16 protein-coding genes are annotated in these 13933 nt (G+C 49.0%); 11 read left to right on the top strand and 5 right to left on the bottom strand.

The genetic code is table 11. From position 1 onward, the window contains the following. Positions 1-55 precede the first annotated feature (55 nt). From rpsP to tyrA, 7 genes are all read left to right on the top strand, one after another. Positions 56-307, top strand: a complete 252-nt coding sequence (gene rpsP, locus MJX74_RS08640) for a 30S ribosomal protein S16 (RefSeq protein WP_027671544.1) — start codon at positions 56-58, stop codon at positions 305-307. Positions 308-337: 30 nt separating this feature from the next. Further along, positions 338-865, top strand: a complete 528-nt coding sequence (rimM, locus tag MJX74_RS08635) for a ribosome maturation factor RimM (protein WP_240222462.1) — start codon at positions 338-340, stop codon at positions 863-865. Then, positions 865-1653 carry a tRNA (guanosine(37)-N1)-methyltransferase TrmD gene (gene trmD / locus MJX74_RS08630; RefSeq protein WP_420851394.1) on the top strand — a complete coding sequence of 263 codons (789 nt, stop codon included), beginning with the start codon at positions 865-867 and terminating at the stop codon, positions 1651-1653. Before rimM ends, trmD begins: the two co-directional genes overlap by 1 nt. 22 nt (positions 1654-1675) lie before the next feature. Continuing rightward, positions 1676-2035 (top strand): 50S ribosomal protein L19, encoded by a 360-nt coding sequence (gene rplS, locus MJX74_RS08625; protein WP_068234280.1) that lies wholly within the window; start codon positions 1676-1678, stop codon positions 2033-2035. 58 nt (positions 2036-2093) lie between these two features. Beyond that, entirely contained in the window at positions 2094-2708 is a 615-nt protein-coding gene (locus tag MJX74_RS08620; RefSeq protein WP_240222461.1) for a DNA-J related domain-containing protein, read from the top strand. Positions 2709-2942: 234 nt separating this feature from the next. Beyond that, positions 2943-4001, top strand: coding sequence for a 3-deoxy-7-phosphoheptulonate synthase (locus MJX74_RS08615; protein WP_240222460.1), 1059 nt, complete (start codon positions 2943-2945; stop codon positions 3999-4001). Position 4002: 1 nt separating this feature from the next. Beyond that, positions 4003-5136: a bifunctional chorismate mutase/prephenate dehydrogenase gene (gene tyrA / locus MJX74_RS08610; RefSeq protein WP_240222459.1), complete on the top strand. Its 1134-nt coding sequence runs from the start codon at positions 4003-4005 to the stop codon at positions 5134-5136. A 28-nt stretch (positions 5137-5164) separates the two neighbouring features. On the opposite strand, the gene MJX74_RS08605 is transcribed toward tyrA, so the two are convergent. From MJX74_RS08605 to MJX74_RS08585, 5 genes are all read right to left on the bottom strand, one after another. Further along, complete coding sequence (locus tag MJX74_RS08605; RefSeq protein ID WP_240222458.1) at positions 5165-5635, bottom strand: Csu type fimbrial protein; 471 nt, start codon at positions 5633-5635, stop codon at positions 5165-5167. Next, entirely contained in the window at positions 5632-7896 is a 2265-nt protein-coding gene (locus MJX74_RS08600) for a fimbria/pilus outer membrane usher protein (RefSeq protein ID WP_240222457.1), read from the bottom strand. Before MJX74_RS08600 ends, MJX74_RS08605 begins: the two co-directional genes overlap by 4 nt. Before the next feature lie 36 nt (positions 7897-7932). Next, on the bottom strand, positions 7933-8625 hold the full coding sequence (locus MJX74_RS08595; protein WP_240222456.1) for a fimbrial biogenesis chaperone: 693 nt from the start codon (positions 8623-8625) through the stop codon (positions 7933-7935). A gap of 36 nt (positions 8626-8661) precedes the next feature. Next, positions 8662-9189 carry a Csu type fimbrial protein gene (locus MJX74_RS08590; protein WP_240222455.1) on the bottom strand — a complete coding sequence of 176 codons (528 nt, stop codon included), beginning with the start codon at positions 9187-9189 and terminating at the stop codon, positions 8662-8664. Between the two features lie 188 nt (positions 9190-9377). After that, complete coding sequence (locus tag MJX74_RS08585; RefSeq protein WP_240222454.1) at positions 9378-10259, bottom strand: LOG family protein; 882 nt, start codon at positions 10257-10259, stop codon at positions 9378-9380. A 162-nt stretch (positions 10260-10421) separates the two neighbouring features. Between MJX74_RS08585 and MJX74_RS08580 the strand changes: the two genes are divergently transcribed. The 4 genes from MJX74_RS08580 (at position 10422) to MJX74_RS08565 (ending at position 13917) form a co-directional block, all read left to right on the top strand. Beyond that, on the top strand, positions 10422-11828 hold the full coding sequence (locus tag MJX74_RS08580) for an MBL fold metallo-hydrolase RNA specificity domain-containing protein (protein WP_240222453.1): 1407 nt from the start codon (positions 10422-10424) through the stop codon (positions 11826-11828). 103 nt (positions 11829-11931) lie between these two features. After that, positions 11932-12912, top strand: a complete 981-nt coding sequence (locus MJX74_RS08575; protein WP_240222452.1) for a tetratricopeptide repeat protein — start codon at positions 11932-11934, stop codon at positions 12910-12912. A 59-nt stretch (positions 12913-12971) separates the two neighbouring features. After that, complete coding sequence (gene gloA2 / locus MJX74_RS08570; RefSeq protein WP_240222451.1) at positions 12972-13367, top strand: SMU1112c/YaeR family gloxylase I-like metalloprotein; 396 nt, start codon at positions 12972-12974, stop codon at positions 13365-13367. A 124-nt stretch (positions 13368-13491) separates the two neighbouring features. Next, positions 13492-13917 carry a potassium channel family protein gene (locus tag MJX74_RS08565; protein ID WP_240222450.1) on the top strand — a complete coding sequence of 142 codons (426 nt, stop codon included), beginning with the start codon at positions 13492-13494 and terminating at the stop codon, positions 13915-13917. Positions 13918-13933: the final 16 nt, after the last annotated feature.

Genomic DNA, 13933 nt, shown 5'->3' with positions numbered 1-13933 from the left:
ACTGGGGGGCTTTGTTATTTTTGATAAAACCTGAACGATAAAATTAGAGGGCCTTATGGTAACTATTCGTTTACAACGTGGTGGCGCAAAAAAGCGTCCATTTTACCAAGTTGTGGTAGCGGACAGCCGTTTTGCTCGTGATGGCCGCTTTATTGAGCGCGTGGGTTTCTTTAACCCAATCGCTGGCGGTACTGAAGAGAAACTGCGTCTGGACCTGGACCGCGTTAATCACTGGGTAGCACAAGGTGCTTCACTGAGTGATCGCGTGGCAAACCTGGTAAAAACTGCTGAGAAAGCATCTGCTTAATTAGCTTAAAGGTCGTGTGGAGTAGTCAGCTTGAGTGAGAAAGATTTAGTCGTTCTTGGCAAATTTGGTGCAGTTTACGGCATCAATGGCTGGCTGAAAGTTAACGCTTACACCGACTTCCCAGAAGGGATTTTTGATTACACACCCTGGCAAATTAAATTTCAGGGTAACTGGCAACCAGTGCAGGTTTCCAGCTGGAAGCGCCATAGTAATGGCCTGATAGCGAAACTGGACGGCGTCAATGATCGGGATCTGGCACAGCAGTATGTAAATGCTGAAATTGCCGTAGCAAGCCAGGCACTGCCTTCGTTAGAAGACGGTGACTATTACTGGAAAGACCTGATGGGCTTAGCAGTAATAAACGAGGCTGGCTACCACTTAGGTGAAGTAACCGACATGATGGAAACCGGCTCTAACGACGTTTTAGTAGTTAAAGCCAACCGTACCGATGCATTTGGTCAGAAAGAAAGGTTGTTGCCGTTTTTAACCGATACCGTGATTAAAAGCGTCGATTTAACCGAACGTCGCATTATCGTAGACTGGGATCCCGCGTTTTAATGCCGGATGACACTAAGCTGTGGCTAGGGGTTGTATCCTTATTCCCGGAAATGTTTCAGGCAATAACGCAATATGGGGTAACCGGCCGTGCTGTAAAGCAAGGTATTATACAACTGCAATGCTGGAACCCGCGTGATTTCACAACGGACAAGCATCGCACTGTAGATGACCGGCCTTATGGTGGTGGCCCAGGTATGCTGATGATGGTGCAGCCGCTACGTGACGCAATACGCGCTGCTAAGCACGCTGCAGGAGAAGGTGTACACACGGTGTATTTGTCGCCGCAAGGCCGCAAATTAGACCAACAAGGTGTCACTGAACTGGCGACGTATTCTAAGCTACTGTTAGTAGCTGGCCGGTATGAAGGCATTGATGAGCGCGTAATAGAAAGCGAAATTGACGCAGAATGGTCAATTGGTGATTACGTGTTAAGTGGCGGTGAACTGCCAGCGATGACATTGATAGATGCAGTGTCGCGCTTAGTACCTGGTGTACTTGGGCATGAGCAGTCAGCAGAGCAGGATTCTTTTGCATCCGGTTTGCTGGATTGTCCACACTACACAAGGCCTGAAGTGTTATCAGACAAACAGGTACCAGCAGTTTTACTGAGTGGTAACCATGAAAATATACGACGCTGGCGTTTAAAGCAGTCTCTTGGGAGAACCTGGCTTAGACGACCGGATATGTTAAATCTCCTGGCTCTGACTGAGGAGCAACGACGGTTACTGGCTGAGTTCCAACGTGAACATCAGCAAGAGTGCCGGACGGGGCAGCAAGAAGACAGTTAATTCCAGGTAAAGTGAGATTGTTATGAGCAAAGTTAGCCAAAACATTATCAAAATGCTTGAAGACGAGCAGTTAAAGAAAGACGTTCCAGCGTTCGCGCCGGGCGACACTGTCGTAGTTCAGGTAAAAGTAACTGAAGGCGATAAAACTCGTCTGCAGGCTTTTGAAGGCGTAGTTATCGCCAAACGTAACCGTGGTCTGCACTCTGCATTCACTGTACGTAAAATCTCTAATGGCGAAGGTGTTGAGCGTGTATTCCAGACGCACAGCCCAATGGTAGACAGCATCACCGTTAAACGTCGTGGTGCAGTTCGCCGTGCTAAGCTTTACTACTTACGCGATCGTTCAGGTAAATCAGCGCGTATCCGCGAAAAGCTTAACTAAGCTACCCTTAAAAGGCCGACACTTGTCGGCCTTTTTTCTTTTTGGCATAGTGCATCCTATGACCGATACTCAAGCCCCGCTTAGCACTGCCATTCTTAACTTGTTGCAAGGCCAGCTGGAAAGCCTGATCCTGGCGTTTACGCCGGCGCACAGCCCGATAGAAGAGCAGTATTTGTTATCACGGCTGGGGTTAAAACTACACAGCGATACGCTGCAAAGCGCTGATCTTGCCCGCTTTCAACAACACTTTGTGCTGTACCACTTGTTATACCGCATTCAGCAGCACTGGCTGGCGCAGCGCCACGGCTATTTAGCCATTGGCCTGGCCAAATTACAGTTACTGCCGTTAACGCAAGCATTGCCGCCAGACTCCGATGCCGGCCGGCAAGACTATTATCTTAACTGGCAGAACTTTTATGCCATGACAGAGCAATTACTTGACCAGCATCTTGACGCTTTCTGGCAACAACTACAACGGCCAACCGTACAGGTAAATGCTATGGCGCATAACCAAGCACTGGCCTTGCTCGGTTTGCCCGCTTCATTTACGCCGCAACAGCTGAAAAAAGCTTATCGCACTAAGGCATTACAGCTACATCCGGATCGAGGTGGTGAGCAGCAGCAATTTATTTTACTGCAACAGGCTTATCAGCAACTGCAGCAGCCCGGTTGATGGTTTTTTTGTACACTTAAATATACGTATTTTCTATGGTGTAACTATTTGCTGTTATCTTGATTTTATTGGTCTGCAATGGGTTGACGCGCTGCTTTAGGATCTTTACTATTCGAAAATCGTATTTAAATAATTACGTGTTGTATATTAAAGTTTACGTAGGGGCGCAGCTTAGCAAATTTAGCGTTTTTACCTATGCTTAATGCCTGCAACACCGCACACCGGAGTTTTAGCATGAGTAAAATAGTAGACGACCTGCGCATAGTGGCAGAAAAGCCGTTAAGCCCACCGGCAGTATTAAAAAGAGTATTGCCGCTGTCAGAGCAGGGCGCGCAGTTTGTGCAGCAGGCGCGTAATATCATTGCCGACATCGTGCATGGCCGTGATAAACGGCTGTTAGTGGTAACAGGGCCCTGTTCCATTCATGACCCTGTAGCGGCGATTGAATATGCGCAAAAATTAAAACAGCTACAGCTGCAGTATGCCGACAGCCTGTACATTGTGATGCGGGTATACTTTGAAAAGCCACGTACTACAGTGGGCTGGAAAGGCTTTATTAATGACCCGCATTTAGACGATTCGTTCGATCTGGAAACCGGCTTAACCTGGGGCCGCGAGCTGTTGCTGAAAATGGTAGAAATGCAATTGCCTACCGCCACCGAAGCGCTGGATCCTATCAGCCCGCAGTATTTGTCTGACTTAATCAGCTGGTCAGCCATTGGCGCCCGCACTGTAGAGTCGCAAACCCACCGCGAGATGGCCAGTGGCTTGTCGATGCCGGTTGGTTTTAAAAACGGCACCGACGGCAATTTAAATATAGCACTAAACGCCCTGCAATCTGCCGCCAGTGGCCACAGCTTTATTGGTATTAATCAGCGCGGTGAGGTGAGCTTAGTGCAAACTGCCGGTAATCCCGATGGCCATATTATTTTGCGTGGTGGTGCCAAGCCTAACTATGATGAACAAAGCATTGGCGAAGCGCTGGCCAAACTGGATAAGTTGAACCTGCCGCGTGGCATAGTGGTTGATTGCAGCCATGGTAACTCAAATAAAGATCACAACCGCCAGGGTGAGGTCGCGCACAATGTACTGGCACAGCGTTTGGCCGGTAACGACGCCATTATCGGTATTATGCTGGAAAGCCATCTGTTTGCCGGCCGTCAGGATTTAATTGACGGCAGAGCAGAAAAGTACGGTGTATCAGTAACCGATGCTTGTATCGACTGGGAAGCGACAGCAGTGCTACTGGCAAGTATTCATCAGCAAATGCAGCCTATGGTGGTGGCCGCCTGAAATGACAGATCTGACAGCACAGCAGGCACTGGCGCCACTGCGTCAGCAAATAGACAGCATTGACAGCCAGCTGGTGGCGCTGTTGGCGCAGCGCGCTAAAGTGACCGCTCAGGTAGGTAAAATAAAGCAGCAATTCGCTTTGCCGGTATATGTACCTGAACGCGAACAGGCGCTGTTAAGTGCAAGGCGTGAGCAAGCCCTGGCACTGGGCGTATCGGCAGACTTAACTGAAGATGTGCTGCGCCGTATTATGCGCGAGTCATACCAAACCCAGGAAAGCGGCTTTGTGTGTTGCCGCGATGGCGGTGGCAAGGTGGTTGTCGTTGGTGGTGGCGGTGCGCTTGGCGCCCGTTTTGTGAGTCTTTTTCAGCGCTCCGGTTACGAGGTTGTGGTGCTGGAGCAGCAAGACTGGCCGCAGGCGGAGGCTATTTGTGCTAAGGCAGCATTGGTGCTGCTGGCGGTGCCAATTACCTTAACCGAACAGTTAATTAATAAGCTACCAGCATTACCGGCTGACTGCGTACTGGCAGACATTACCAGTATTAAACAACAGCCGCTTAAAGCCATGCTGCAGCAACACAAAGGCCCGGTTGTTGGGCTGCATCCGATGTTTGGCCCGGACATTACCAATCTGGTAAAACAGGTAGTGGTAGTTTGCCATGGCCGGCATGAAAACCAGTACCAGTGGCTGCTAAAGCAGCTTAATGTCTGGGGCGCCGAATTGGCAATAAAACAGGCGCCTGAGCACGACAGTGCCATGCAGCTAATTCAGGCGATGCGCCACTTTTCATCCCTGGTATATGGTGTGCATTTAGCCGATGAAAACGCCGATCTTAACGAGCTGTTGCAACTCAGCTCGCCAATATACCGGTTAGAGCTGGCGATGGTAGGGCGCTTATTTGCGCAAAACGCCGAGCTGTATGCCGATATTATGTTGTCATCCTGCGAAGTGGCTGCTTTGCTGGAGCGCTATCAGCAGCGCTTTACCGCACTGTTGCAGTTACTTAAAGCCAAAGATAAAGCCGGTTTAATGGCACAGTTTGGTAAAGGGCAGCAGTTTTTTGGTGAGCTGGCCGGGCAATTTTTACAAGAGAGTAAACAGCTGCTGCAAAAAGCTGCCGACAGCCGCAGCTGATTATCCAGCTGGCTTTTGTCTGCACATATTAATAAGTAACGGTAATAGTAATTACATCGGTATAACTACCGGCACGAACGTTCTGCCCGGCAGGAATTCGGCCGTAAACAGGATAATTACGGGTAATTACGCCGATACTTAACAAATAGCCGTCAGCAATAAATACTGTACCTGCTGTTCCATTACCAAAAACGTTGGTTCTGGCCGCATTACGGTACAGGTTGTAGTTTAAAGTGCTGCCAGCACTGCTTAATCGCCTTGTGCTGTAACTGCCGGACTGGCCGGTAGACAGGCGAATTTCATAGCTGACTAATAAGCCTATTACCTGCAGCAACTGACAGGATACGGCGATATTACCATTGTTATCCTGTTGCACAAGGTTAAACGGGCGGTACTGGCCGAAGTTCAGGCCTGTGGTACTTACGCTGCACGAATATATAGCCTCTGCCTGGCTGCTGAATAACAGCGCGGCTGCAAGAACTGAATATGACCATTTCATGGTGCGGAATCCCGGCAGTAAATAGTACCAAGGTCGGGGATTGGTTCGTTGGTTTCAGTTAAGGTCAGAGTAGCGAAGCATTGCTTTTCCTGCCAAGTGACATGCAGCAGGGCCTCAGAGGGCAACTGCTCCAGGTATGTTTTGCCGTTGCTGGCGACAGGATAAGTACGTTGTTGCTGGTTTATCCGCACTTGAGCACCGGCTGGTACCGCACTGTCATCAGGACGGTACAGGTTGACGACGGCACTTTTGCCCCGTCGCAGGTGAAAATTTGCTATAGTTCCGGCGTTAATCGCTGGTGTAACACTGAGCTGAAGCGATTGCACTGAGGTATTAATGGGCAATTGACTGTGCTCTATCGACAGATAATTTTTGTCATAAGGCATTAATCCGGTAACTAAAGCATTACCTTTGCTGTCGGTTGCAGCAACTACCTGATTTTCAAGCATTACACTTACCCCTTCGATGTCACCGACATTAACCAGAGCGAAGCTGTTTGAAATCCATCTGGTGCTATGTAAGCTGTTATCAAGCAAAATAATACTGCCGCTGGCGGACAGCCGCGCGGCTGCCTGGCCGTCAAACGAAGACACGTTAGCGCGATATAAGCCATTGCTGCGCTGTAATAACCATTCAGTGTCAAGCCAGTTTTGTTTCGCCTGCTCTGCCAGCAGCCGGTATCCAAAGCTGTCACCCATTGTCAGATTACGCTGCACTTGCAGTTGCTTGCGGGTGTTGTCCTGTTCATGACGCAGGTTAATCTGCCCACTGTCACGGCTACCAAAGTAGCGAGATAGGGTTAGGCCGATAGTATAGTCATTGCTGTTGTTAATGGCTTTACCGGCCGACACGTTTAGCATCAGCTTGTCGGTTACGCGCTGACTGTAATTTATTGATAGTAAGCTGAAATCGTCGCCGTCCCATTGTTTGCGCCGGATCAGAGCTGCCGCTAGGCTGCTGCCGGAAAATAACGGTGCTCCGAGATTAATACCTAATTCATTGCGTAACCGAGCAACTGCAGGCGTTTGCCCCAGCGCGCTGAAAGACCTGTTGGCGTAAGCGGCATAAAAACCAAAACTAAAGTTGTGACTTTGTCTGCTGAGGCCGCCACGCCACAACGTACCGGAGGCATCATCGGTTTTGCTGGCTGCGACAGTGATATCGGCAACGGCATAATCTGCCAGCAGATAGCTAAAGGAAGCGCCGGCAGCCAGATGATCGCGGCTCAGTTCGGTACGTAATTCAGTAGTAATGCGGTTGTTAATACCGTAGCGGTGGGTTGCAGACATAAAAGCGCGGTCATAATCATTGCTGCGCAGGCCATAGTTTTTCCGGATCCAGCCGGCCTCATAAGAAAAGCTACTCAAGCCCTCAGCTAACAGTTGGCTGGCAATATAGAATGGCTGGTTGTATGTTTCTGTTCTGCCCAGGATATCAGTGACCTGTAGCTGCAGCTCGCCGCTGCCGGTAATGGCTGGGAATTGTTGTAACTCAAACGGGCCCTGCGGCACGGTCTGCTGGTGCTGCCTGACATTGTTAATCAGAATATCTACTGAAGAGGGTAATACAGCCTCACCTGAGATTGACGGTAAGGGGTACGTCACAAAGCCGGGATCCAAACTAAAGTTGCTGCTGTAGCGCACACCAGCAAATTGCACTGTCCGGCCCCAGCGCCCCGGTTGATTATAGCTGTCGCCCAGATAAAACCGGCTACGGTTAGCCGGGTTATCAAGCATGAAGGTTGAATCTAACCGCAGCAAAGATGATGGGCTACTGCTGTTATAGGTGGCTGTATTAGTAAAGTTAGCGGTGCCGGAAAAAGCTGTTAACTGAACTAAAGCCGCCTGTGTAGCACCGCCATCACTATATTGTGTTTGGACATCATAGTTGGCATAAGCGCCTATGAGACTGTCCGGTGTTGCCTGTAGGTGTTGATATCGGCTGCGGTAAGCTTCAAACGCCGCCGGTGTCGCGTTTAGTTGTAAGTGCTGGCTTTGTTGTTGCATTTCAACGGAAACATTATCCATCTCTGTCAGCGGATAATAATTTAGTTCGTCATAGTACAGCACCTCAAGCAGGTCCCACTTCAGGCGTAATTGTTGTAAATCGGCTTCCTGCATATAAAAGTGTTGTCGGTAGTACAATAATTTAACTGCCTTGTCTTGTGTTTGGCCATTTAGTGACAATGTTAACCAGCGCCACTCTACTGTATCCGCTGTGGGCCTTGGTTCATCGGCATGCGCGGTGAAAAGGTATAGCATTACAGTGAGTGACCCAGCCCGAAAGAGGCGCATCGTTTAACGCCCCAGTATTTGTAGCGTATGTTCGCCAGTTACTTGAGCGCTGTGGTAGCGAAAACTTAATTCGGCATATTCACTGCTCAGGGCAATATGCCAGCGTTGTGATTCTTTAGGGAAAATGCGTTGGTGTGAGCGGTAATCAACACTTTCTGCTGTTTGGTAACCGGTACTGATAGGGGAATAAAATGTCAGCTGTTCCAGTTGAACATGGCTATTGCCGGTATTGCGCACAGTCAGTTCTACCATGTTGTTACTTATTGCTTTGGCTTGCCAATGCAATTGATACTTCTCACCGGCTGCGGGTGCAATAAATACCGGTATGCCGATAGATAGCACAACCTGAAGTTGCTGCTGTGGTTGGCTGATAGCGACTTCGGTTAAATACACGCGATAGCTGCGTTCTGTTGCGGCGGGTGTTGCTCTATTTAGCCCAACCCTTACAATTTGCGTAGAGTACGGCGCGACTTCAAATACCGGCGGATTGGCAAGAATGTCTCTGCTAGGGCTGTAAATGTCCTGATTTTCTGTTCTTTGCCACAACATGGTATTAACTTCAATCAGCCTGGGCCTGTCCGTGCGGTTAGTCAAGGTTAGCGCGGCGCTGGGGGTTTCTGGTGATAACTGCAAACGAATAGGGGAAACATCAAATGCAGCATTGGCGTAGGTAAACCCGCAATAGCACAGCAGCATGCCGCAACCTTGTCGCAACGAAATCACTCGAAGTACCTAAAAGGTAACGGTTACTGTAATGGTGTCAGTATAGGCACCGGTTGCCACGTTTTGATTGGATGGGATACGTGCATACACCTGAAAATTTTGACTATTACCGGTGCCGGTGCCCGCCACGGTATCGGTGGTTGGCGTATTCCCCCAGTTTTGGGTGCGAGCCGGATCTCTGAACAACTGATAACTCAGCTCATTGGCGCCTTGCAGCATTTTTCTGTCATTTACCGAAACGCCACCAAGTCCCTGATCCAGACCAATCTCATAAGCCGTTGCCAGGGTGCAGCGCACGGCAACGGCAGAATTAGCGTCTAAGTCGGCAGCAGTTACGGCACGGTAGTCACCAAAATCGATATTGGTTGCACTAACCTGACAGTCATCGACGACATTGGCACTGACATTAAACGTAGTGGTTACGGTATCGGCATAAGCCAACGGGCTGAGCATTAATACTACCAATGCAGTCTTGCTCCACGCAGATGCAGTTTTGCTCTTCAATATGCCAGCAGGCTTGTTTAGTACTGTTAACATCAGGCTTGTCCCTAACTTGCTTAGATAACAGTACTAATTGATAGGCAGTGAAAACGGATAAATAAAGCTTAAATACTTGCTGAGGGCAAATATCAGAAAAATATCACTTTAAGGTAAAATTTATCCGTAATCGACACGGCCGAAATTAACTATCTACGTCAATTGCCGGTTGTGTTTCTAGTTACCTGCTATGCACTTAGATGATAGTAATCCAATATCAGCTGCCAGGCTTGCTCGGGTGTATCAGCGTATTGGATCAGCTCCAGATCTGAGGCGCTGATCACGCCTTCTTCTACCAACAGCTCAAAATTAATCAACTTTTGCCAGAAGGCTTTGTCGTACAAAATGACCGGCACACGTGCGGCCTTTTTGGTTTGAATAAGGGTTAAGGTTTCAAACAGCTCATCTAAAGTACCAAAACCTCCGGGAAAGGCCACTAAAGCCCGTGCGCGTTGTAAAAAGTGCATTTTACGAATAGCAAAGTAGTGAAACTGAAAACAAAACTGCGGCGTAATGTACGGGTTGGGCTGCTGCTCTCTTGGCAGCACTATATTTAAGCCTATGCTATCACCGCCGGCATCCATAGCGCCGCGGTTGGCCGCTTCCATCACGCCGGGGCCACCGCCGCTGATAATGGTCATGGCGCAATCGGGGTTGCAACAGCTGTAGCGGGTAGCCAGCGCCGAAAACTGCTGTGAGGCCTTGTAATATTTACTGTTATCTAACTGTTTGTTAGCCCGCTTTAGTGCCTGCTGGTTTGGTGCAGTATCGGTTTCTGTCAGCTGCTTTTCTGCCAGTGTTACTGCGGTTTTGGCTTGATCCGGTGATAAAAAGCGTGCACTGCCAAATACCACTATGGTAGCGGTAATATTGTGCTGCTCCAGCACCAGCTGTGGCTTCAAATATTCCAGTTGCAGCCGTACATGGCGCAGCTCGTCCTGCATTAAAAATTCATTATCGGCAAATGCCAGCCGGTAAGAGCTGTGGTCCTGCAGTTTGGCAATAGCGTCGACAGACTGCTGCGCCGATGCCAGATGACGTTCGTGTAGTTGATGCGGATCAGATGTCATAACAGCTCCTTGAAAGCTAACGCTGCTTACTTTAGCTACTTACTATACAGATAATCGGCAAGTGGAAAAATGTTAAAACCAACATCTTGTTTGATATAGGCTAACCTTTAAGCCTGACTGTTGCGGTATAACTAAAGTGAGTTAACTGACAAGGATACCCCAATGCCTCTTTCTGCCACTCTTAGTTTTATCGGTGCCGCTCAGCAGGTTACCGGCTCTTGCTACCTTATACGTTTTAATAACCTGCAGATTTTGCTCGATTGCGGCATGGTGCAGGGCGCTGACCAAATTCGCGAATGGCACAAATTTCATTTCGCTTTTCGGCCCAAAGATATTGATTTGGTGATTTTATCCCATGCTCATATTGACCATAGCGGCTTGTTGCCATTGTTAGTAGCGCGTGGTTTTGACGGTAAAATACTCTGCACCCCCGGCACGGCCGGATTACTGCCGGTATTGTTAAAAGACTCGGTGCATTTGTACTTAAAAGACCTGGAGTGGCAAAACAAAAAAGCGGCGCGCTCGGGTAAAAAACTGCAAGACCCGGTGTTATCAGTAGCCGACGCCGAGCGCGTAGCTCAGTTGTGTGAAACAGTCAGCTACAAAAAGCGTGTTACGCCACTGCCGGGGTTAGAGCTGGAATTTGCCGACGCCGGGCATATTCTCGGTTCAGCCATAGTGCAATTGTGGCTTAAGGGTAGTAAAGCTATACGCAAGTTGGTGTTTTCCGGTGATTTAGGCAACCCAGCTACTGTGCTGATGCACGACCCGACGGACATAGGCCAGGCCGATATCGTGCTGATGGAAAGCACCTACGGTAACCGTAACCACCAGAATATCGACAACTCGCTGGACGAAATGGCACAAGCGCTGGAGCAAGCCAATAAAGACGGCGGTAATGTGTTTATTCCGGCCTTTGCACTTGGCCGCTCACAGGAAATCTTGTATTACCTTGCCCTGCTGCACCATCAGGGCCGGTTAAAACAGCGGCTGGTGTTTCTTGATAGCCCAATGGCCATTAGCATTACCAATATTTATAATGACTACCTGCACAGCCTGGACCAAAAAGATCTGGTTGCCATTGGTTTTAAAAAAGGCATGCTGCTGGAAGATTTACTGCCAATGCTACGCTTGACTGAAACTGTGGAAGAGTCGATGGCAATTAACCGTGTAACCCAGGGCGCCATTATTATTGCCGGCAGTGGCATGTGTAACGGTGGCCGTATAGTGCATCATTTAAAGCACAATTTATGGAAAAGCTCGAACCACCTGATTTTTGTTGGTTTTCAGGCGCAGGGCACCTTAGGCCGGCGTTTGGTAGATGGCGAGCGGCGGGTAAAGCTGTTTGGTCAGGAGATAATGGTAAAAGCCAAAGTGCACACCATTGGTGGCTTTTCGGCGCATGCCGGCCAGAGTGAACTGCTAGACTGGGCACAGGCCATTGGCGGGCAGCCACAGTTTTATTTAGTACATGGCGAGCCAGAGGCACAACAGGCACTGCAGCAGGAATTAGCGCAGCTTGGTATAGCAGCAAATATTCCGGCCAAAGGCGATGTTATTGAATTATAAGCGTTAACATATATTTTGTTACTTTTAGCCTATGGTAAAGCGCCTGTGCTGTGCCTTATAGTGTTTGCTACTTAATTGTCGCAGAGCGATACGGAGCAGCACCATGCGTAGCATCCTGTTTTTTTCCGGCCTGATACTCAGCAGTAGCGTGCTGGCCAATTCTACAGATCCACAGGCATTAACCGCACAAGTTAAAGCCTTATGGCAAGCCAAAGATATGCAGGCAGCAAAGGCATTACTAACACCTTTAGTCACTAAAAAGACCAAAGATGCACAACTGCTGGCTTTGCTGGGGCAAACCGAAGCCCTGTTAAACAACGCAGATAAAGCAGAAGACTTGCTGGAAAAGGCCGTGAAGATTGATAGCAATAACGCTGACTACCAGCACTGGTATGCCACGATAAGCTGCAACCAGGCATCCTCTGCCAGTATGTTAAGTGCGCTGGGTTATGCCAAGCGCTGCAAAAAAGCCTATGAAGCGGCGCTTAAACTGGCTCCTGATAACCCGCGCAGCTATATTGCGCTGGGCAGCTTTCTCGCCCAGGCCCCCGGTATTGCCGGTGGTGATAAAGACAAAGCGTTGCAACTGGCTGAGCAGTTAAAACCCCTTGATCCCTTACAAGGGGCTTTATTGCAGTTAAATGCGTCTGATTTGCAGGATGACGCTGTTTTTAATGCGCTTTTAGCCAAAGATGAGCTGCTAACGCAGCGGCCGGAAACCTACCTGCAGCGCGGTGTGGCGTTTTCCCGCGCAGATCAGCACACCAAAGCAGTCGCATTATTTGACCAGGCACTGACCATGCCAGCAAACGATGACGAAGCCGCCGCTGCGCAAGCACAGGCGCTATACCAAATTGGTCGCTCGGCAGTAAAAAGCGGCATAGCTGTTGATAAGGGCATTAGCGCTTTGCAGCAGTTTATCGCACAGCAGCCAACAGCCGATAATATCGACTGGGCAAAATTGCGTTTAGGCCAGTTATATATAGCGCAGCAGCAACAAGCTAAAGCAGAGGAGATTTTAAAACCGCTGCAGGCATCAACACAGGACAAAGAGTTAAAGAGTGAGCTGCAAAAGCTGCTCTGATACACTTAGGGCCTTAGCTTGCTGTGTCAGTGCTTTGTCAGAATATCAGGGCCTTTTTTATGCCACGACCAATCCTTAGTGCCATTCATCATGTGGCGATAATTTGCAGCGATTACGCAGTCTCAAAACGCTTTTATACTCAACTACTGGGTTTAACCGTTATCGCCGAAAATTATCGCCACGAGCGCGACTCCTGGAAGCTGGATTTAGCCCTGCCAAACGGCAACCAGCTTGAGCTGTTCAGCTTTCCAAACCCGCCGCCAAGGCCAAGCCAACCCGAAGCACAAGGCCTGCGCCATCTGGCGTTTGTGGTAGAGAGCGTTGCAGAATTTGCCAATTACTTAACGCAAAACGGCGTAGCGGTAGAACCGATCCGCATCGACGAATTTACCGGCAAGCCTTTCACCTTCTTTCAAGACCCCGACGGCCTGCCGCTGGAGTTGTATCAGCGTTGATGCACGGGGCTTTAGGTGACCGAGTTACCCATGATCAGCCGACACCTTCTATAGTTAAATATCGCCCTTGGGGTTGGGTATTCAACGAATCACTGGTCAAGGCTGTAACGGACTGAGGTATAACATGTTTTATGTTGTTTTGATTAACTGTTTGGTTGTTGCGACAGCAGTACTGGTGCATTACGAATTTTTAGTCCGCTTATCTTCAACTATCCCGAAAATGCAGATAAAACACCGCTATAAAATTGTGTTCGGCGTATTTGGTGCTTTGGTGGCACATATGGTTGAAATCTGGCTATTTGCCCTGGCGTACTATTTGATGCACAACGCTGAAGGCTGGGGAGAACTTACCGGTAATTTTAACGGCAGCGTGATGGACTGCGTTTATTTCTCTTCTACGGTGTTCAGCACTGTAGGCTTTGGTGACATAGTGCCGATGGGGGATTTACGTTTTTTAACCGGCATTGAATCGTTAACCGGGCTGGTATTGATTACCTGGACGGCGTCTTTTTTATTTTTTGAAATGCAGCGCTACTGGATTACGCATTAAGGGGCACGAAGCCCCT

Origin of the sequence: Rheinheimera hassiensis (genome assembly GCF_022436675.1) — a bacterium.
In the GTDB taxonomy this organism is placed as follows: domain Bacteria; phylum Pseudomonadota; class Gammaproteobacteria; order Enterobacterales; family Alteromonadaceae; genus Alishewanella; species Alishewanella hassiensis.
The sequence above is the reverse complement of the archived record's forward strand: the minus strand, read 5'-3'. Positions and strand labels throughout refer to the sequence as shown.